At 68.6% G+C, this 19,147-nt stretch carries 16 protein-coding genes; 5 read left to right on the plus strand and 11 right to left on the minus strand.

What is annotated here, in order from left to right:
• Positions 1-3: 3 nt before the first annotated feature.
• Positions 4-1,038 carry an aminoglycoside phosphotransferase family protein gene (locus ACOCMH_RS19215; RefSeq protein WP_427312550.1) on the minus strand — a complete coding sequence of 345 codons (1,035 nt, stop codon included), beginning with the start codon at positions 1,036-1,038 and terminating at the stop codon, positions 4-6.
• A 250-nt stretch (positions 1,039-1,288) separates the two neighbouring features.
• Between ACOCMH_RS19215 and ACOCMH_RS19220 the strand changes: the two genes are divergently transcribed.
• The 5 genes from ACOCMH_RS19220 (at position 1,289) to trpS (ending at position 8,313) form a co-directional block, all read left to right on the plus strand.
• Complete coding sequence (locus ACOCMH_RS19220) at positions 1,289-3,730, plus strand: LPS-assembly protein LptD (RefSeq protein ID WP_427312551.1); 2,442 nt, start codon at positions 1,289-1,291, stop codon at positions 3,728-3,730.
• 9 nt (positions 3,731-3,739) lie between these two features.
• Entirely contained in the window at positions 3,740-5,212 is a 1,473-nt protein-coding gene (locus ACOCMH_RS19225) for a peptidylprolyl isomerase (RefSeq protein WP_427312552.1), read from the plus strand.
• Positions 5,213-5,247: 35 nt separating this feature from the next.
• Positions 5,248-6,348, plus strand: coding sequence for a 4-hydroxythreonine-4-phosphate dehydrogenase PdxA (pdxA, locus tag ACOCMH_RS19230; RefSeq protein WP_427312553.1), 1,101 nt, complete (start codon positions 5,248-5,250; stop codon positions 6,346-6,348).
• Positions 6,349-6,365: 17 nt separating this feature from the next.
• Positions 6,366-7,199, plus strand: a complete 834-nt coding sequence (rsmA, locus tag ACOCMH_RS19235; RefSeq protein WP_427312554.1) for a 16S rRNA (adenine(1518)-N(6)/adenine(1519)-N(6))-dimethyltransferase RsmA — start codon at positions 6,366-6,368, stop codon at positions 7,197-7,199.
• A 70-nt stretch (positions 7,200-7,269) separates the two neighbouring features.
• Entirely contained in the window at positions 7,270-8,313 is a 1,044-nt protein-coding gene (gene trpS / locus ACOCMH_RS19240; RefSeq protein WP_427312555.1) for a tryptophan--tRNA ligase, read from the plus strand.
• A gap of 173 nt (positions 8,314-8,486) precedes the next feature.
• On the opposite strand, the gene ACOCMH_RS19245 is transcribed toward trpS, so the two are convergent.
• The 10 genes from ACOCMH_RS19245 to ACOCMH_RS19290 all read right to left on the minus strand — a co-directional run bounded on the left by ACOCMH_RS19245 (position 8,487) and on the right by ACOCMH_RS19290 (position 19,025).
• Positions 8,487-9,338: a DMT family transporter gene (locus ACOCMH_RS19245; protein WP_427313322.1), complete on the minus strand. Its 852-nt coding sequence runs from the start codon at positions 9,336-9,338 to the stop codon at positions 8,487-8,489.
• A 65-nt stretch (positions 9,339-9,403) separates the two neighbouring features.
• Positions 9,404-9,811, minus strand: coding sequence for a lactoylglutathione lyase (gloA, locus tag ACOCMH_RS19250; protein WP_427312556.1), 408 nt, complete (start codon positions 9,809-9,811; stop codon positions 9,404-9,406).
• An 84-nt stretch (positions 9,812-9,895) separates the two neighbouring features.
• Positions 9,896-10,756 (minus strand): M48 family metallopeptidase, encoded by an 861-nt coding sequence (locus tag ACOCMH_RS19255; protein WP_427312557.1) that lies wholly within the window; start codon positions 10,754-10,756, stop codon positions 9,896-9,898.
• Positions 10,753-11,517, minus strand: coding sequence for a lysophospholipid acyltransferase family protein (locus ACOCMH_RS19260; RefSeq protein ID WP_427312558.1), 765 nt, complete (start codon positions 11,515-11,517; stop codon positions 10,753-10,755). Before ACOCMH_RS19260 ends, ACOCMH_RS19255 begins: the two co-directional genes overlap by 4 nt.
• A gap of 50 nt (positions 11,518-11,567) precedes the next feature.
• The gene (gene gmhB, locus ACOCMH_RS19265; RefSeq protein WP_427312559.1) at positions 11,568-12,203 is read right to left on the minus strand and encodes a D-glycero-beta-D-manno-heptose 1,7-bisphosphate 7-phosphatase; all 636 of its coding nucleotides are present in this window, start codon (positions 12,201-12,203) and stop codon (positions 11,568-11,570) included.
• Positions 12,204-12,234: 31 nt separating this feature from the next.
• Complete coding sequence (glyS, locus tag ACOCMH_RS19270) at positions 12,235-14,358, minus strand: glycine--tRNA ligase subunit beta (RefSeq protein ID WP_427312560.1); 2,124 nt, start codon at positions 14,356-14,358, stop codon at positions 12,235-12,237.
• Positions 14,359-14,396: 38 nt separating this feature from the next.
• Positions 14,397-15,026 (minus strand): hypothetical protein, encoded by a 630-nt coding sequence (locus tag ACOCMH_RS19275; RefSeq protein ID WP_427312561.1) that lies wholly within the window; start codon positions 15,024-15,026, stop codon positions 14,397-14,399.
• A complete protein-coding gene (gene glyQ / locus ACOCMH_RS19280; protein WP_171514141.1) occupies positions 15,023-15,967 on the minus strand; it encodes a glycine--tRNA ligase subunit alpha in 945 nt (314 codons plus the stop codon). Before glyQ ends, ACOCMH_RS19275 begins: the two co-directional genes overlap by 4 nt.
• A gap of 566 nt (positions 15,968-16,533) precedes the next feature.
• Positions 16,534-18,141 carry an apolipoprotein N-acyltransferase gene (gene lnt / locus ACOCMH_RS19285; protein WP_427312562.1) on the minus strand — a complete coding sequence of 536 codons (1,608 nt, stop codon included), beginning with the start codon at positions 18,139-18,141 and terminating at the stop codon, positions 16,534-16,536.
• Complete coding sequence (locus tag ACOCMH_RS19290) at positions 18,138-19,025, minus strand: HlyC/CorC family transporter (protein WP_427312563.1); 888 nt, start codon at positions 19,023-19,025, stop codon at positions 18,138-18,140. Before ACOCMH_RS19290 ends, lnt begins: the two co-directional genes overlap by 4 nt.
• Positions 19,026-19,147 lie beyond the last annotated feature (122 nt).

Raw genomic sequence — 19,147 nt, forward strand, 5'->3', positions numbered from 1 at the left:
GCGTCAGAAGGTATAGCCGGCCGGGCTGGCGACGCCTTCGAGCGCGTCCAGCAGGCGGATCAGCCTGCGCAGTTCGGTATAGCGCCCGGCCACCTGGCGGGTGTACTTCATCACCAGCGGCAGGTTGGCCAGGTAGCCGTCCTTGCCGTCGCGGTGGTACAGGCGGGCGAAGATCCCCAGCACCTTGAGATGGCGCTGCAGGCCCATCCACTCGAAGTCGCGGTAGAACTCGCCGAAGTCGGCGTTGACCGGCAGCGCGGCCTTGCGCGCGCGTTCCCAGTAGCGGATCAGCCAGTCGAGCTGCTGCTCTTCATCCCATTCGATATAGGCATCGCGCCACAGCGAGACCGCGTCGTAGGTGATCGGGCCGAGCACCGCATCCTGGAAGTCCAGCACGCCCGGGTTGGCGGTCCCGTCGAGCACCATCAGGTTGCGCGAGTGGAAATCGCGGTGGACGTAGACCTGGGGCTGGGCGAGGTTGTTGGCAAGCAGTGCTTCCGTCACTTCGCGCCAGTCGGCCTGCTGGCCCTCGGACAGGGTGGCACCGACGTGCCTGGCCACGTACCACTGCGGGAACAGATCGAGTTCGCGTTGCAGCAGCGCGCGGTCGTACGCGGGCAGTTCGCCGGGACGCGTGGCGGCCTGGATGCGGACCAGCGTGGCGGCCGCGTCGGCGTACAGGCCATGCGCGGTGGAATCGTCGAGCCGCGACAGGTAGGTCTGGCTGCCGAGATCGGCCAGCAGCAGGAAGCCCTGGTCCAGGTCCTGCGCCAGCACCGTCGGCACGGTCACGCCGGCGGCGCCGAACAGCCCGCACACATGGATGAACGGGCGGCAGTCCTCGTGCGCGGGCGGGGCGTCCATCACGATCGCGGTGGGATGCGCGGGATGGCCGGTGCGCACGCGGAAATAGCGCCGGAAGCTGGCATCGGCCGAGGCCGGGGCGCAGGAGTCGGGATCGGCGGACCATGCCGGTCCGAGTCCGGCCACCCAGGCCTTGAGCTGGTCCAGGCGCGGGTCGTGGGGAAGAGCTGCCATACAGTTACTTGTCGGAGGCACGTGTGGGGATGGGGCGCGGGGGCGGAACGAAATTGAAACCCGTCAATGCAACCGCAAATGAAACCGGAAGTAAGCGGCAAGAGCACCCCGGGTTGCCCCGTATAATACCCGACCAGACCGGGGCGCCGGTGGGCTCCGGGCGGGGCCCCGTTGCCCCGCAGCCTGCCCCGACGGGGCCTGGCGGCCTGCAGGCGAGCCGCTGCCACGCCGAGACTGACAACCCGTGCGAATGACCGAACCACAACGATCACCGAACAACAGGGACTTGCCTGCGCCTGCTTCCCCCCGCGCCCCGGCCCGAGCCAGGCGCGCCGGCGGCCTGCATGCGGGCGCGCTGCGCCCGCTGGTGCTGGCCATGGCTGGCCTGTCGGCCGGCGCCCATGCGCAGATGACCGGCTCGGCGATCCCCGACCTCGATCAGGTCGAGCCGGTGTTCGAAGCCGCGCCGCCGGCGCCGCCGCTGCCGGTGGAATCCGGCGAACTGGTGCCGCGCCTGGCCGAGCCGGCCGCCAAGGGCCAGTCCAATCCCGACGCCCCCACCTTCATCGAAGCCGACCGCATGACCGGCTACAGCGAACGCGGCGTCGAGCTGGAAGGCCATGCCGAGTTGCGCCGCGACGGCAGCGTGGTCCAGGGCGACAAGCTGACCTACGACCAGGACACCGACGAGGCCTTCGCGCAGGGCAATGTGCGCATGTCGCGCAGCGGCACGCTGGCAGTCGGCCCGGAAGCGCGGCTCAAGGTCGAAGCCAACGAAGGCTACATGCTGTCGCCGGACTACTACTTCCAGCAGACCGGCGGCACCGGCAAGGCCGAGCGCATCGACTTCCTGGACCAGGACCGCAGCACCGCCCGGCAGGCGTCGTACACCACCTGTTCGCCTGACAACGCTGACTGGTATTTCAGCGCCAACCGGATCGACCTGGACAGCGACCGCCAGGTGGGCGTGGCCTACGGCGGCGTGCTGAATTTCTTCGGCGTGCCGGTCGCGGCCGCGCCGGCGTTCAGCTTCCCGCTGAACGATGACCGCCGCAGCGGCTTCCTGCCGCCGCTGATGGGCTACAGCTCGAAATCGGGTTTCGACCTGACCACGCCGTACTACGTCAATATCGCGCCCAACCGCGACCTGACCATCTTCCCGCGGCTGATGACCGAGCGCGGACTGCAGCTCGGCGGCGAATACCGGTACCTGAGCGAAACCTACTCCGGGCGGCTGCGCGCCGAGTTCTTGCCCGACGACCAGAAGACCAACTCGAATCGCTGGGCCTACTCGCTGCAGCACAACCAGAAGCTGGCGCCGGGGCTCAATGCCTACCTGAACCTGAACCGGGTCTCCGACGACCGCTACCCGGACGACTTCAACCGCAGCGTGTCGCAGTCGACGCTGCGGCAGTACACGCAGGAAGGCGGGGTCACCTACAACTGGCAGGACTTCACCGTGCTGGCCCGGGTGCAGAAGTTCCAGACGCTGCGGCCCAGCGAGCCATCGTACGAGCGCGTCCCGCAGCTCAACGGCAAGTACATCCGCTATGACCTGGGCGGCTTCGACGTGCAGATGGAAGCCGACTACACCCGCTTCCGCATTCCGCTGACGTCCACCGGCTTCCAGCAGCCGCAGGGCGAGCGCATGTATTTCCTGCCGAGCATCAGCTACCCGATCGTGCGCGCCGGCTGGTACGTGACGCCCAAGGTGTCGTTCAACGCCGCGCAGTACCAGATGGAAGCGGCCACCAACACGCCGACCGCGCAGAACAATCTTTCCCGCGCGATCCCGACCGTCAGCCTGGATTCGGGCATGACCTTCGAGCGCGATGCGCCGACCATCAGCCGGCTATTCGGGGTCAACTACGTGCAGACGCTGGAACCGCGGCTGTTCTACGTTTACACCCCCTTCAAAGACCAGAGCCAGTTTCCGCTGTTCGACACGGTGCAGTCCGACTTCGGCTACGGGCAGATCTTCAGCGAAAACCCGTTCACCGGCTACGACCGCATCGCCGACAACAACAAGCTGACCGGCGGCGTGACCACGCGCCTGATCGAGTCCGATACCGGCATCGAGCGCTTCCGCGGCACCATTGCCCAGCGCTATGACTTCACCGGGCAGCGCGTGCAGCTCAACGGCACGCTGGCGGACCCCAAGGCGGGCTCGTCGGACCTGCTGGCCGCCACCACCATCCAGCTGTTCCGCGGCTACTATCTCGACGCGGGGGTGCAGTACAACCCCGATTCGGACCGGATCAGCTACGGCAACGTGGCGTTCACATACCGCCCCGAGTCGCGCAAGGTGTTCAACGCCGGCTACCGCTACCGCCGGCCCACCTCGGTCACCGACAACACCGCGATCGACCAGTTCGAGCTGTCGAGCCAGTGGCCCATCACGCGCCGTGCCTATGGCATTGCGCGCTTTGCCTTCGACCTGTCCGCCAGCCAGATGGTCGATGCGCTGGCCGGCGTCGAATACGCCGCGGACTGCTGGGTCGGCCGCGTGGTCTACCAGCGTTTCCGCAACACCACCCAGGGCTACACCGGGCGGGTCTTCCTGCAGGTGGAGTTCCGTGGCCTTTCCAAGATCGGGTCCAACCCGTTGAACATCCTGCGCCTGAACGTGCCGGGCTACGAGCCGGTCTCGTCCAAGCCGGTGCCGACGACCCAGTTCGATCACTATGAATGACGGATTACGATGAAACGTCAAGAATTCGCCGCGTTTTCCTTTTTGCTGACGTCCTGGCACCGCCTGCTGCTGCCGGCCGTGCTGGCCGCGATGGCGCTGCCTGCCGCGGCGCAACTGAAGGCGCCTGGAGGCGCGCGTGCCAGCGGCATCTTCGTGCCGCAGACGTCCGACGTCACCGCGCCGTCCAGCCAGCCCAAGCTGGGGGTGCCGCAGCCTGGCGGGCAGAAGCGCTCGCAGTTGATCGACGAAGTGGTGGCGGTGGTCAACAACAGCGTGATCACGCGGCGCGAACTGCTTGACCGCGCCGACGAGATCGAAAGCCAGCTGCGCGCCGCCGGGCGGCCGGTGCCCGCGCGTGCCGACCTGCTGGGCGAGGTGCTCGAGCGCCTGGTGATGGAACGCGTGCAGACCCAGGCCGCGCAGGACGCCGGCATCCGCGTCACCGACCAGGAAGTCGACCGCGCGATTGAATCGGTGGCCCAGCAGAACCAGATGAACGCGGCCGAGCTGCGCCGCCGGGTCGAGGGCAGCGGCATGACCTGGACCAAGTACCGCGACGAGCTGCGCAAGCAGGTGCAGGTGATCCGCCTGCGCGAGCGCGAAGTCGATTCCAAGGTGCAGGTCTACGACGGCGAGATCGACAACTACCTGGCGGCGCGGGGCGGCCAGGGCGCGGCCAGCGGCCCCACCGAATACAACATGGCGCAGATCCTGGTGCGCGTGCCCGAGAACGCCTCGGACGCGCAGAAGCAGGCGCTGCGCGCCAAGGCCGAGGGGCTGCTCAAGCAGGCCCAGGGCGGCGCCGACTTCGCGCAGCTGGCGCAGGCCAGTTCCGAAGGCCCGGAAGCGGCCCAGGGCGGCGCCATGGGCTTCCGCGAAATCGGCCGCCTGCCGGCGCTGTTCGCCAATGCCGTGGTCGACCTGCAGCCGGGCGCGGTGGCGCCGCAGGTGGTCGAGAGCGCCGCCGGCTTCCATGTGGTCAAGCTGGTGGCCAAGCGCGCGGCGCCGGCCTCGGGCCCGGCGGCGGCGGGCAAGATCACGCAGACCCAGGTGCGCCATATCCTGATCCGCACCGGCCCCAACATGCCCGAGGCCGAGGCGCGCCGACAGCTCGGCACGCTGCGCGACCGCATCACCCACGGCGGCGACTTTGCCGATGCGGCCAAGCGCTTCTCGCAGGACGGCTCGGCGCAGAAGGGCGGTGACCTGGGCTGGGTCTCGCCGGGCGAGCTGGTGCCCGAATTCGAGCAGGCCATGAGCCGGCTGCGCCCGAACGAGATCTCCGAGCCGGTGGTCACGCAGTTCGGGGTGCACCTGATCCAGGTGCTGAATCGCCGCGAAACCGAGTTGTCGCCAGAGAAGCAGCGCGACTTCGCCCGTGCCGAAGTCCGCGAACAGAAGCTGCGCGCCGCCTATGATGACTGGGTGCGCCAGCTGCGCTCGCAGGCGTACGTAGAGTATCGGGTCAACCGGCAGCGCTGACGCGCCGCCCGCTGCGCCCATCCGCCTGAGCCGACATGCCCGACCCACTAGCCCTCGCCATCTCGACCGGAGAACCCGCCGGCATCGGCCCCGATATCACCATCGGGGCGTTGCTGCAATGGGGGGGTGCCAACCATGGCGCGGGCGGCGCGCCATACCGCTTCCATGTGCTGGGCGATGCCCGCCTGCTGGCCGAGCGTGCCGCGGCGCTCGGGGTCACGCACGCGTGGGAGCGGCGCATTGCCGACGGCGACATCGTGATCGAAGACGTGCCGCTGGCAGTGGCATGCGAGCCCGGGCGCCTCGACGCGCGCAACGGCCGCTATGTGCTGCAGCTGCTCGATGCCGCCATCGACGGCTGCCAGGCGCATGGCAACGCCGCGCCGCGGTATGCCGCGATGGTCACCGCGCCGGTGCAGAAGAGCACCATCAACGACGCCGGCGTGGCCTTCACCGGCCATACCGAATACCTGGCCCACCGCGCCGGCGTGCCGCGCGTGGTGATGATGCTGGCCGGCCCGCAGCCGGCGCACGACGACGCCATGCTACGCGTGGCGCTGGCCACCACCCACCTGCCGCTGCGCGCGGTGCCCGATGCGCTGTCGGTGCCAATGCTGGTGCAGACGCTGGCGATCATCGATGCCGACCTGCGCCGCGGCTTCGGCATCGCGCGGCCGCGCATCCTGGTCACGGGACTGAACCCGCACGCCGGCGAAAGCGGCCACATGGGCCGCGAAGAGATCGACATCATCGCGCCCGCGCTGGCGCAGTCCAAGGATGCCGGCATCGACGCACGCGGGCCGTTCCCGGCCGACACGCTGTTCCAGCCGCGCCACCTGCGCGATGCCGACTGCGTGCTGGCGATGTACCATGACCAGGGGCTGGCGCCGCTCAAGTACGGCACCTTCGGCCACGGCGTGAATATCACGCTGGGGCTGCCCTTCATCCGCACGTCGGTGGACCATGGCACCGCGCTCGACCTCGCCGGCACCGGCCAGGCCGAGCACGGCAGCATGATCGAGGCCATCCGCACGGCGGTTATCATGTCTGGCCATGCCAACGGCCGCCGGCCCGGCAGCGCGGGCGCCACGGGCCCCGCCGGCCACACCCCTTCCGGCATGCAGCCGCCATGCTGAAGCCGGACTAAGACATCATGCGTTCAAACGTGCACCAGGGCCATGTGGCCCGCAAACGATTCGGGCAGAACTTCCTGGTCGACGACACCATCATCCACGGCATCGTCAATGCCATCAGCCCGCAGGCCGGCGACGTGCTGGTCGAGATCGGGCCGGGGCTGGGCGCGCTGACCGACCCGCTGCTCGAGCGCATTGCGCAGATGCAGGTGGTCGAACTGGACCGCGACCTGGTCGAGCGGCTGCGCCGCCGCTATGGCGACCGCCTGCAGGTCCACGCCGGCGACGCGCTCGACTTCGATTTCGACAAGCTCGCCGTGCCGGGCCGCCCGCTGCGCATTGTCGGCAACCTGCCGTACAACATTTCGAGCCCGTTGCTGTTCCACCTGATGGAGTTCGCCGACCACGTGCACGACCAGCACTTCATGCTGCAGAAGGAGGTGGTGGAGCGCATGGTCGCCGAACCCGGCAGCAAGGCCTTCGGCCGGCTGTCGATCATGCTGCAGGTGCGCTACTACATGGAGCATGTGCTGGATGTGCCGCCGGGCGCCTTCAACCCGCCGCCCAAGGTGGACTCGGCCGTGGTCCGCATGATCCCGTGGCCGCGCCACGGCGACGGCCGGCTGCGTTCGCCCCATGCCGATTGCGACATCACCGTGCTCGGCGACGTGGTCACGGCGGCGTTCTCGCAGCGGCGCAAGGTGCTGCGCAACACGCTGTCGTTCCTGCGCGACCAGGTCGACTTCGATGCCATGGGCTTCGACCTGGGCCGGCGCGCCGAGGAAGTGCCGGTCGGCGAGTATGTCGAACTGGCCCGGCGTCTCGGCAACAAGGCCTCCGGCCGGGCCGCCTGAAGCCAGGGCGAATTCCCGAATCCCGAACACATCCAGAATCTCCCGCGACTATTTCGTGCAAGACCGTCCCATGACAGCCCAGTCCAACACCAGCCAAACCAACCGGCGTCCCGTGATCCTGACCGGCGACCGTCCCACCGGCCCGCTGCACCTCGGCCACTTTGTCGGCTCGCTCAAGAGCCGCGTGGCGCTGCAGGATACGCACGAGCAATACCTGCTGCTGGCCGACACCCAGGCCATGACCGACAACGCGCACGATCCCGACAAGGTGCGCCGCAACGTGCTGGAGGTGGCGCTGGACTACCTGGCCGTTGGCATCGACCCGGCCAAGACCACCATCACGGTGCAGTCGCACCTGCCCGCGCTGGCCGAGCTGACGCTGATGTACCTGAACTTCGTCACGGTGGCGCGGCTGGAGCGCAACCCGACCATCAAGGAAGAGATCCAGGCGCGCGGCTTTGGCCGCGACATCCCGGCCGGCTTCCTGTGCTATCCGGCCTCGCAGGCCGCCGACATCACCGCCTTCAAGGCCGAGGTGGTGCCGGTGGGCGAGGACCAGGCGCCGCTGATCGAGCAGACCAACGAAATCGTGCGCCGCATCAACCACCAGGTCGGCCGCGAGCTGCTGCCCGAGTGCAAGGCGCTGATTCCGGAATTCGGCCGCCTGCCCGGCGTCGACGGCAAGGCCAAGATGAGCAAGTCGATGGGCAACGCGATCGCGCTGGGCGCCGCGCCCGAGCAGATCAAGGCCGCGGTGCACAGCATGTACACCGACCCCAACCACCTGCGCGTGGCCGATCCCGGCCAGGTCGAGGGCAACGTGGTATTCACCTACCTGGATGCCTTCGATCCGAACACCGAGGAAGTCAAGGCGCTGAAGGAACATTACCAGCGCGGCGGGTTGGGCGACATGGTGCTCAAGCGCCGCATCGAGGGCGTGCTGCAGGACCTGCTGGCGCCGATCCGCGAGCGCCGCGAAGCGCTGGCCAAGGATCCGGACTATGTGTTCGACATCCTGCGCCAGGGCACCGAAAAAGCCCGCGCGCTGACCCAGCAGACGCTGGAAGAAGTGCGCGACGCGCTGGGCATGTTCTCGTTCGAGGCGCGCCGCTAAATTTGGGACGCCGGCCAGGCGGCACTGGTTTGGGCGCTCCCAAGCCGCCCGAGCTAGCCTGAGCAAGGAGTTCTCCTTCTCCCCTCATGGGGAGAGGGCCGGGGTGAGGGGTGGGCTAGCAACGGGCCACACGAAGCAAGGCCAACGGGTTTCAACCCGGCTCGTGGTGCCCCTCACGCCCGCCGATTCACCAGCACGATCCCCGCCAGTACCAGCACCGCCGCCACGGCAAAGCGCGGGCCCACGGCATCGTGCATCAGCACCACGCCGAAAGCGACCCCGAACAGCGGCGTCAGGAAGGAAAACACCGACAGCCTCGACGCCAGGTAGCGCTGCAGCAGCCAGAACCAGGTCAGGTAGCTGGCAAAGGCGATCAGCACCGACTGGTAGAACAGGCTCGCCAGCACCACGCCGTCGAACTGAACCGTCATGGTCTGGCCCCCGGCTAGCGCCATGGCCAGCAGCATCACCGCGGACACCGCCAGCTGGTACAGCAGCGTCTTGCTGGCCGGCGCGCTGGCCAGCGGGCTGGCGCGCACCACCACGGTGGTGGCCGCCCACAGCGCGCCGGCGAGGATGCCGAGCGCATCGCCCAGCAGCGTGCTGCCCTGCGTCGACGGCGCGGCGATGCCATCCGCAAAGGCCAGCGCCATGCCCGCGAACGCCAGTGTCACGCCCAGCCATTGCCCGGGCCGCAGCCGTTCGCCGGGCACCGCCACATGCAGTCCCAGCGCGGTGAAGATCGGCGCGGTGTACAGGAACACCGCCATGCGCGAGGCCGTGGTGTGCCCCAGGCCGACGAAGATGCAGAAAAACTCCGCCCCGAACAGCAGCCCGGCCAGCAGGCCGGCGTTCAGCGTGCCGTCGCGCCGCCACAGCGGGGTGCCGCGCCACGCCGCAAAGCCGAATACCAGCAGCGCTGCCACGGCCGAGCGCACGCCAGCCTGCAGCACCGCGCCCATCAGCGGCGCGGTGACCTTGATCACGACCTGCTGCAGTCCCCAGGCGGCGCAAAGCACCACCATCAGGCCGATGGCGGTGCCGTCGAGCGGCTGGCGCGCCAGGCTTTGCGTGCTCACGGGGCAGGCCTTCAGGGACGGCTGGCGTCGCGAGTGGAATGGCGCTCGATCAGCTCGATCTTGTAGCCGTCCGGATCTTCGACAAAGGCGATCACGGTGGTGCCGCCCTTGACCGGGCCGGCTTCGCGCGTGACCTTGCCGCCGGCGGCGCGAATGCGTTCGCAGGCGGCCGCGGCATCGTCGGTTTCCAGCGCGATATGGCCATAGGCCGTGCCCAGGTCATAGTGGTCGACGCCGTAGTTGTAGGTCAGTTCCAGCACCGCGGTTTCGCTCTCCGGGCCATAGCCGACAAAGGCGAGGCGGTACTTGTACTCGGGGTTGTCGCTCTCGCGCAGCAGTTGCATGCCGAGCACGCGGGTGTAGAAATCGATGGAGCGCTGCATGTCGCCGACGCGCAGCATGGTGTGGAGGAGTCGCATGGGAGGGCCTTCAACTGTTATCGGTAGCGGAAGGCGCCATTTTAGTAGCTTTGGCCGAAAGCCACCGGCCGTGCGAACGCCCCCTCAGAACGTCGGCAACAGCTCCGGCGGGTGCGCGCGCAATTGCGCGCGCGCGTCGCGGAACTCCGGAAAGATCGACTCCACGGTTTCCCAGAAGCGCGGGCCGTGGTTCATCTCCTTCAGGTGCGCCAGCTCATGCGCGGCGACATAGTCGATCATCGACAGCGGGAAATGCATCAGGCGCCAGTTCAGCCGGATCTTGCCGTCAGCGGTGCAACTGCCCCAGCGCGTGGCGGCCGAGGTCAGCGCGAAGCCGGTGTGGCGCACCCCGAGCTTGCCGGCATAGAGCTCCAGCCGCTCGGCCAGCAGCCGCCGCGCCTGCTGCTGCAGCCAGCCCTGCACGCGGTCCTTGATCTGCTGCTCGTCGGCATGGCCCGGCAGCGCCAGGTGCAGCACGCGGCGGTCGGCATCGAACAGCAGTGCGCCGATCGGCGACTCCAGCGCCAGCGTCAGCGGCTGGCCGAGGAAGGGCAGGGCGGCGCCGTCGCGCCATTGCACGGTAGGCAGGATGCGGCGCGCTTCGCGGTGGCGCCACTCGCCCAGCTTGTTGAAGATCCAGCGCTGCTTTTCCAGGATCGCCGACTCGATATCGGCCAGCGTGACCCAGCGCGGCGCCGTGATCGACAGGCCGCGGTCGTCGATGGTGAAGCCGATGGTGCGGCGCGCCGACCGCTTGAGCGTGTAGTGCAGCGGCCGCTCGCCGATCCGCAGCAGGCGCGCATTGGGCTGCGGCGCCGGCCATGCGGGCGCCTGTGGCGGCTCCGGTGCCAGCGGCGCCGCCGGCTGCGGGGCGTGGGCGGATTCCGCCAGCGGCAGCTCCAGCTGCGCGCCGTCGGCGTCGGCGGCGGGTCGCAGCAATTTCATGCGGCCGACTCGCTGCGCCGCGCGGTCTGGTAGCTTTCTGGGTCGATACGGCGCATGTCCCGTTCGATCCATTCCGCCACTTCCTGGTTGAGCTGGTCGGCGGTCTTGTTGGCCGACGCAATCGGCGGGCCGACCGAGATCGTCACCATGCCCGGATACTTCAGGAACGAATTGCGCGGCCAGACCCGGCCCGAATTGACCGCCATCGGCAGTACCCAGGCACCGGTCTCCACCGCCAGGCGCGCGCCTCCGCTCTTGTAGCGCGTCTTTTCCAGGCCCGACGGGGTGCGCGTGCCTTCCGGGAACATGATGATCCAGGCGCCTTCAGCCAGCCGCTCGCGGCCCTGGCGCGCGGCCGAGGCGAACGCGCGCGTGCCTTCCTTGCGGTTGATATGGACCATCTTCAGCATGCCCAGCGCCCAGCCGAAGAACGGCACCAGCAGCAGCTCGCGCTTGAACACGAAGCACAGCGGCTTGGGCATCAGGGCCACGTAGGCCACGGTCTCCCAGGCCGACTGGTGCTTGGACAGCAGCACCACCGGCTTGTCCAGCATGGCGTCCATGTGCTCATGGCCCTCGATGCGGTACTGGATGCCGCAGATGACGCGCGCCGCGCCGATGACCAGCCGGGGCCAGCCGCGCACGAAGCGGAAGCGCTGGTCGGCATTCATGAACGGGAACACCACGAAGCAGGTGCAGGCGTAGGGCGGCGTCAGCACCAGCAGGTACAGCGCGAACAACAGGGAACGGAGGAACGTCATGCGGGGGGCGCAAAGAGAAAATGGGTGCGGACGATCGGCCGCAGGCTGGGTCAGCCGGCGGCGCCATGGCCGCTCTGGGCACTGTGGGCACTGTGGGCACTGTGGGCACTCTGGGCCGGCTGCCGCTGCCCGCCATCGCTGCCGGTCAGCCAGCGGGCAAAGGCGCGCAAGTCGTCGTGCACCTGGGTGCCGGGCGGCAGGCCGCCCTTGTCCAGGGTCTTCTGGCCCTTGCCGCTGCGCACCAGGTGCGGCGCGCAGCCGACCGCCACGCCGGCTTCGAGGTCGCGCAGCGAATCGCCGACGATCGGCACGCCGCGCAGCTCGATGCCGAAGCGCTCGCTGATCTGTTCCAGCATGCCGGGGCGCGGCTTGCGGCAGTCGCAGCCATCCGCGGCGGTATGGGGGCAGAAGAACACCGCCTCGACGCGCCCGCCCAGCCGTGCCAGCGAGGTGTGCATCTTCTCGTGCATGGCGTTGAGCGCGCTCATCTCGAACAGCCCGCGGCCGATGCCAGACTGGTTGCTGGCGATTACCACGCGGTAGCCCGCCTGGTTCAGCGCGGCGATGGCTTCCAGGCTGCCGTCGATCGGCACCCATTCATCGGGCGACTTGACGAATTGTTCGCTGTCGAGGTTGATCACCCCGTCGCGGTCCAGGATGACAAACTTGGGCGGCGTCTGCGGCATGTGAGGCTCCGGCTATGGCTGCGGGCGGCGCTCAGGCGGCCAGCTTGGAGATGTCGGCGACGCGGTTGGCCAGCGCATGCAGCGAGGCCAGCAGCGCCAGGCGGTTGGCGCGCAGCTGCGCGTCCTCGGCCATCACCATCACGTCGTTGAAGAACTGGTCGACGGCGTCGCGCAGCTGGGCCAGGTCGCGCAGCGCGGCGGTGAAGTCGCCGCTGGCGAAAGCGGCTTCGACGGCCGGGCGCACGCGCTCGATGGCGACGTGCAGCGCGCCTTCGGCGTCTTCCCGGAACAGCGCCGGGTTGACCGCGCCCACCGGCTCGGTGTTCTTGCGCAGGATGTTGGTGATGCGCTTGTTGGCGGCGGCCAGGGCCTCGGCTTCGGGCAGCGCGGCAAAGGTGCGCACCGCTTCCATGCGGCCCAGGATGTCGTGCAGCTGGTCCGGGCGCAGGCTGACCACGGCCTCGACCTCATTGGTGGTGTAGCCCTTGTCCTTCAGGTAGCCGCGCACGCGGTCGTACAGGAAGTCGAGGATGGCCTCGGGCGCCGGCTTGACCGCGGCGATGCCGGCAAAGGCCTGCTGCGTCAGCGCCAGCAGCGACGACAGCGACAGCGCCAGCGGCTTCTCGATCAGCATGCGCAGGATGCCCAGCGCGTGGCGGCGCAGCGCGAACGGGTCTTTCTCGCCGGTGGGCTGCAGGCCGATGCCCCAGATCCCGACCAGGGTCTCGAGCTTGTCGGCCAGCGCCACCGCGGTGCTGACCGCGCCGGCCGGCAGCGCATCGCCGGCAAAGCGCGGGCGGTAGTGTTCGGAACAGGCCAGCGCCACGTCCTCGGCTTCGTCGTCGTGGCGGGCGTAGTAGGTGCCCATGGTGCCTTGCAGCTCCGGGAACTCGCCCACCATGTCGGTGAGCAGATCGGCCTTGGCCAGTTCGGCGCCGCGCATCGCGGCGGCCTTGTCGGTGGCCACGCCGGCGCCGTTGAGCGCATCGGCGATATGGCCGGCGATCTGCTGCAGGCGCTGCACACGGTCCAGCTGCGTGCCGATCTTGTTATGGTAGACCACGCTGGCCAGTTGCGGCACGCGCGAGGCCAGCGTCTTCTTGCGGTCCTGGTCGAAGAAGAACTTGGCGTCGGCCAGGCGGGGGCGCACCACGCGCTCGTTGCCGGTGATGATTGACTGCGGCGTTTCCGTAGCCAGGTTCGACACGATCAGGAAGCGGTTGCGCAGGTGGCCGTCGGCATCGGTCAGCGCGAAGTACTTCTGGTTGGTCTGCATGGTCAGGATCAGGCATTCCTGCGGCACCGCCAGGAAGGCTTCCTCGAAATGGCAGGCGTACACCACCGGCCATTCCACCAGCGAGTTGACTTCATCGAGCAGCGACTCGGGCATGATGACCTGGTCGGCGCCGGCTTCCTGCAGCAGCGCTGCGCGCATGCGCTCGCGGCGCTGGGCATAGCTGGCGACCACGCGGCCGGCGGACTCCAGCTGCTGCGCGTAGTCATTGGCGTGCGCGATCTCGATCACGCCATGCGACAGGAAGCGATGGCCCTGGGTCAGGTTGCTGGCCTGCAGCCCGAGCAGCGTCACCGGCAGGATCTCGGCGCCGAACAGCGCGATCAGGCTGTGCGCCGGACGCACGAAATGCACCGTGCTGCCGTCCGGGCGCTGGTAGCTCATGAGCTTGGGGATCGGCAGCTTTGCCACGGTGTCTTCCAGCGTGGCCTGCAGCCCGGCCGCCAGCTCGGCGCCGCGCGCGGTGTAGCGGTAGAAGAAGGCTTCGGCCTTGCCGTCGGAGGCGCGCTCGAGCGACTGCCAGTCGATCTCGGCAACGCCGACGGATTTGGCCAGCGCCGCCAGCTTCTTGGCGAGCGGGGCGGTCGGTTCGCCGTTGGCGTCCAGCGCCACCGACAGCGGCAGGACCTTCTCGCGCTGCTCGCGGTCCGGGGCGTTGCGGCGCACGCCGCTGACCAGCGCCGCCAGGCGTCGCGGCGTGGCGAACGGCGTCACGGTGGCGCCCGGCTCAAGCAGGTCGCGCTCGCCCAGGCCGGCGAACAGGCCCTGCGCGAAGGCGTCGCCCAGGCGCGCCAGGGCCTTGGGGGGCAGCTCTTCGGTGAACAGTTCGATCAGCAGCGAGTCGGTCAGGGGTTGCGACATGAATCGTATCCAACAGGTTGTAGCGCGCGCGGCCCGGGTCAGCAGCGCGGCGAAAGATTAGGTTCTACTCCGGACAGCAGCCACAGGCCGTTCTGTTGCCGGAATTGCAGCGTGGTGTAGGCGCATTGCGCGGCCGCCGCGGCGCTGGCGGCGCCATTGCTGCCGCCGCGGCTGCCCGCGGCCGGGAAGCGCGCATCGATGCGGCGCAGGCGCTTGTCGTAGCGGATCTCGTCGATGCGCCCGCCCACCCAGAAATCGATCTTGGGCGGCAGCTGCGCGGCCGAGTGGTAGGTCTTGACCTGGCGCCGGGTGCGGCCGTTGTGGGTCTCGGTTTCGACCCAGGTGAGCGGGTAGCGGATCGCGCTCTCATAGGCGCGCAGCGGCACCCGATGCCAGCCCAGGTCGCGCTGGCCGGACAGGTCGCACGAGAACGAGCGCACCAGTTGCGTCCACTGGTCGAGCGCGTTCAGCGACGGGCGCCACTGGCGCGCCATCGCCAGCTGCAGCGCCTGCGCGTCGGCCTCGCACACGTTGCTCAGTTCGGCCGGCAGCATCAGCACCTGCGCGCTGGGAGCGGCCTGCGCGCGCGCGCCGATGGCATTGCCCGCCGCGGCCAGCGCGGCGAGGGCCAGGGCATAGCCCAGCGCGCTGCGCGCTGGCAGCCTCATGCCCGCGCTCCGTCGCGCTGGCCGCACATGGGGAAGCCCAGGGCTTCGCGCGAGTCGTAGTAGGCCTGCGCCACCAGGCGCGACAGGTTGCGGATACGGCCGATATACGCCGCGCGCTCGGTCACCGAGATCGCGCCGCGCGCATCGAGCAGGTTGAAGGTGTGCGCGGCCTTGAGCACCTGCTCATAGGCGGGCAGCGCCAGCCGTGCGCCGGCCGTGCCGTCCTCGCCTTCGCCGTTGCCCATCAGGCGCCTGGCCTCGCCCTCGTGCTCGGCGAAATGGCGGAACAGGATTTCGGTGTTGCTGTGCTCGAAGTTGTAGGTGGATTGCTCCACCTCGTTCTGGTGGTAGACGTCGCCGTAGGTCAGCCGGCGCGTCTCGCCGTTCTCGACCCACTCGGTCCAGACCAGGTCGTAGACGTTCTCGACCTTCTGCAGGTACATCGCCAGCCGTTCGATGCCGTAGGTGATTTCGCCGGTGATGGGCTTGCAGTCGATGCCGCCCACCTGCTGGAAGTAGGTGAACTGGGTCACTTCCATGCCATTGAGCCAGACTTCCCAGCCCAGGCCCCACGCGCCCAGCGTGGGGTTTTCCCAATCGTCCTCGACGAAGCGGATGTCGTTCTGCTTCAGGTCCAGGCCGAGCGCCTCGAGCGAGCCCAGGTACAGCTCCAGGATGTTTTCCGGCGCGGGCTTGAGCACCACCTGGTATTGGTAGTAGTGCTGCAGCCGGTTCGGGTTCTCGCCGTAGCGGCCGTCCTTGGGGCGCCGCGAGGGCTGCACGTAGGCGGCACGCCAGGGCTCGGGGCCGATCGCGCGCAGGAAGGTGTGTACGTGGGAAGTGCCGGCGCCGACCTCCAGATCGATGGGTTGCAACAGCGCGCAGCCCTGCCGGTCCCAGTAGGCCTGCAGGGTCAGAATCATTTGTTGGAAGGTCAGCATAGAAAGACTTGGTAGAGGCAAGCGGAGGCAAGCCGAGGCCGCGCAGCGCGTGCCGGAGCCGCCGCATACGGATTTTGCCAAACCCTGAATTCTATCGGCTTTTTGGCCAGGCGCCCCGTTTGGCGGGGCTGCATAGGGCACGCACCGATGCCCGGCCAGGTCGGGCAATGTCGGCCCTGCGCAACGCCTCGGGAAAATACCGACGCCGATTTCAAGTCGGGCCGCTGCTTGCCGATAATGTTTTTGTATACAGTATGAGTAAGCAACCCGTTTCAGAGCGTTGCGATTGACAGCCCGTGCCGGTATGCAGGCACGGCGGCTTCCGGGCAGTACCGCGGCAGCCGATTGTCAGTAACTAATTTGTTGATGGGGACTTTCGGATCATGGCACTTCTTTCTCGCAAACCTTATCTGGTCGCAATCGCGGTCATGATCGCCGCGGCCACCGTGTCCGTGGTGACCGGGCTGCTGAGCTGAACCTGCCGGCGCTTATCTGACGCGCCACCACCCGCACCGGACCTGCAGCGGTGATCCCGCCGCGTCCGGTGTTTGCCTCGCCCTGTGCCTTCAGCCCGCGTCGCGCACTTTGCGCGCGCGCCACGCCGCCAGCCCCAGCACCAGCGCAAACAGTGCCAGCACCGGCGCATTGCCCCAACGGATATAGGGCGTCAGCCCCTGCATGCCCTGCACCTCGGCCGTCAGCGTGCCGACGGTGAAGGTCGGCAGGCGTTGCTGCACCGAGCCGTCCGGGCGCACCACCGCAGTCATGCCGGTATTGGTCGAGCGCAGCATCGGCCGGCGCGTTTCCAGCGCGCGCATGCGCGAGATCTGCAGGTGCTGGTCCAGCGCGATGGTGTCGCCGAACCACGCCAGGTTGGTCAGGTTGGCCAGCAGGTTGGCCGGCGCCGGCTGCTGGCGCAGCGTCTGCGCGATCTCTTCGCCGAACAGATCCTCGTAGCAGATGTTCGGCGCCACGCGCACACCGCGCACCGGCAGCGAGGCCTGGTCCAGCCCGCCGCGGCGGAAGTCGCCCAGCGGCATCTTCATCATGTCGACGAACCAGCGAAAGCCCAGCGGGATGAATTCGCCGAACGGCACCAGGTGGTGCTTGTTGTAGCGGTACAGGCGCTCGGTTTCCGGGCCCAGGCCGAACACGCTGTTGGTGAAGTCGACCGGCGAGTCGGCGCCGGCGGCGCCGAACAGCACCGTGGTGCCGCTGGCCAGCGCGTAGTCACGCACGGCGACGGCCACGTCGACCGGCAACTCCTGCAGGATCACCGGGAACGCGGTTTCGGGCGTCACCACCAGGTCGGCCGGCACCGCGGTGATCATGTCGCGGTACAGCTCGATCGAGCGCTGGATGCCGGCGGGTTCGAACTTGATGTCCTGCGCCACGTTGCCTTGCAGCAGCCGCACTGTCAGCGGCTTGCCCGCGGGCGTGGTCCAGGCCAGCGGCGCCAGCACCGCGCCGGCGGCGGGCAGTAGCAGCGCCAGCGCCAGCGCGCCCAGCGCGCGGTGCCGTTCGCCACTGCCCAGCCCGCGCACCGCGGCCGCCAGCAGCGCCGCCACGGCGGCCGCCAGCGCGCCGATGCCGTACACGCCCAGCACCGGCGCGAAGCCCGCCAGCGGGCCGTCGGCGTGCGCATAGCCGCCTGACAGCCACGGGAAGCCGGTGAACACCACGCCGCGCAGCCATTCAGTCAGGCCCCACGCCGCGCCGAACGCCAGCGGCGCAAGCAGCGTGCCTGCGGGGAGGCGCGCCGTCAGCCGGTGCCATAGCGCCCCGGCCAGCGCGGGGTAGAGCGACAGGTAGCCCGAGAACAGCACCACCGCCAGCGCGGCCATCCACGACGGCATCTCGCCGTACACGTGCATGCTGATAAAGAGCCACCAGATGCCGGACAGGAACCAGCCCAGCCCGAAGGCAAAGCCGATAGCGCCGGCCGCGCGCGTACGCTGGGCATCGGCCATCAGCGCGGCCAGTCCGGCCAGCGACAGGATCTGCAGCCACCACCAGTCATGCGGGGCGAAGGCCTGGGTATGGGCGATGCCGAGCACGCCGGCCAGCAGCAGCCGCGCCAGCGTCGCGGCGCGCGAATGCGCGCGCGCGCCAGGCACGCCCGCCGGGGCGGCGTCGGCAGCGGCGCCGTTGAAGAACGGGGCGGGAAGCTTCATGCGCTGGCCGCGCTGGCGCTGTCGGCGCTGGTTTCGCGGTGCACGTGCAGCAGATGCACCTGCCGCGCGTCGGCGCGCAGCACCTCGAAGCGGATCGGCGGCAGCGTGATGATCTCGCCGCGATGGGGCACGTGGCCCACGTGGTTGGACAGCAGCCCGCCGACGGTGTCGACATCGTGGTCGGAGAAGCCCGTGCCGAAGGCCTCGTTGAACTGCGCGATCTCGGTCAGGCCGTGCACGCGCCAGCTGCCGTCGGGCATCGGCAGGATATTGTCCTGGTCTTCGTCGAGGTCGAATTCGTCCTCGATATCGCCCACGATCTGCTCCAGCACGTCCTCGATCGTCACCAGCCCGGCCACGCCGCCGTACTCGTCGACGACCATGGCGATATGGTTGCGGTTGATGCGGAAATCGCGCAGCAGGATGTTCAGGCGCTTGGATTCGGGGATGAACACCGCCGGGCGCAGGGTTTCGCGCAGGTCGAAGGCGGGATCGGTGTAGTAGCGCAGCAGGTCCTTGGCCAGCAGGATGCCGATGATGTTGTCGCGGCTGCCTTCATAGACCGGAAAGCGCGAGTGCGCGGTCTGCTGCATGAACGGGATGAAGGTCTCCGGCGCGTCGGCGATATTGACCATATCCATCTGCGCGCGCGGCACCATGATGTCGGCGGCGGTCAGTTCGGAGACCTGGAACACGCCCTCGATCATCGACAGGGAATCGGCGTCGATCAGGTTGCGCTCATGCGCTTCCTGAAGCACTTCAAGCAATTCCGCGCGGGTGTCCGGCTCGGGGGAGATCAGGTCTGACAGGCGTTCGAGCAGCGATCTGGGCCGATCGGCCTGCTTCAGGTAAGCGGGCTTCGAACTGGGATAGGGGTCGTTCATTTCGCGGCGAGCGCGTGGTGGAGATCGTCTGAAGGATACACTAAAAGCCCGCCGGGCCCGTGACGGCGGCCCGCGACCGCGATGGATATGTGCCGCAGGAGACGCTTGTCGGCGCCGCCTGC

The sequence above is a fragment of the Cupriavidus sp. H39 genome (genome assembly GCF_050271075.1).
Lineage (GTDB): Bacteria > Pseudomonadota > Gammaproteobacteria > Burkholderiales > Burkholderiaceae > Cupriavidus > Cupriavidus necator_B.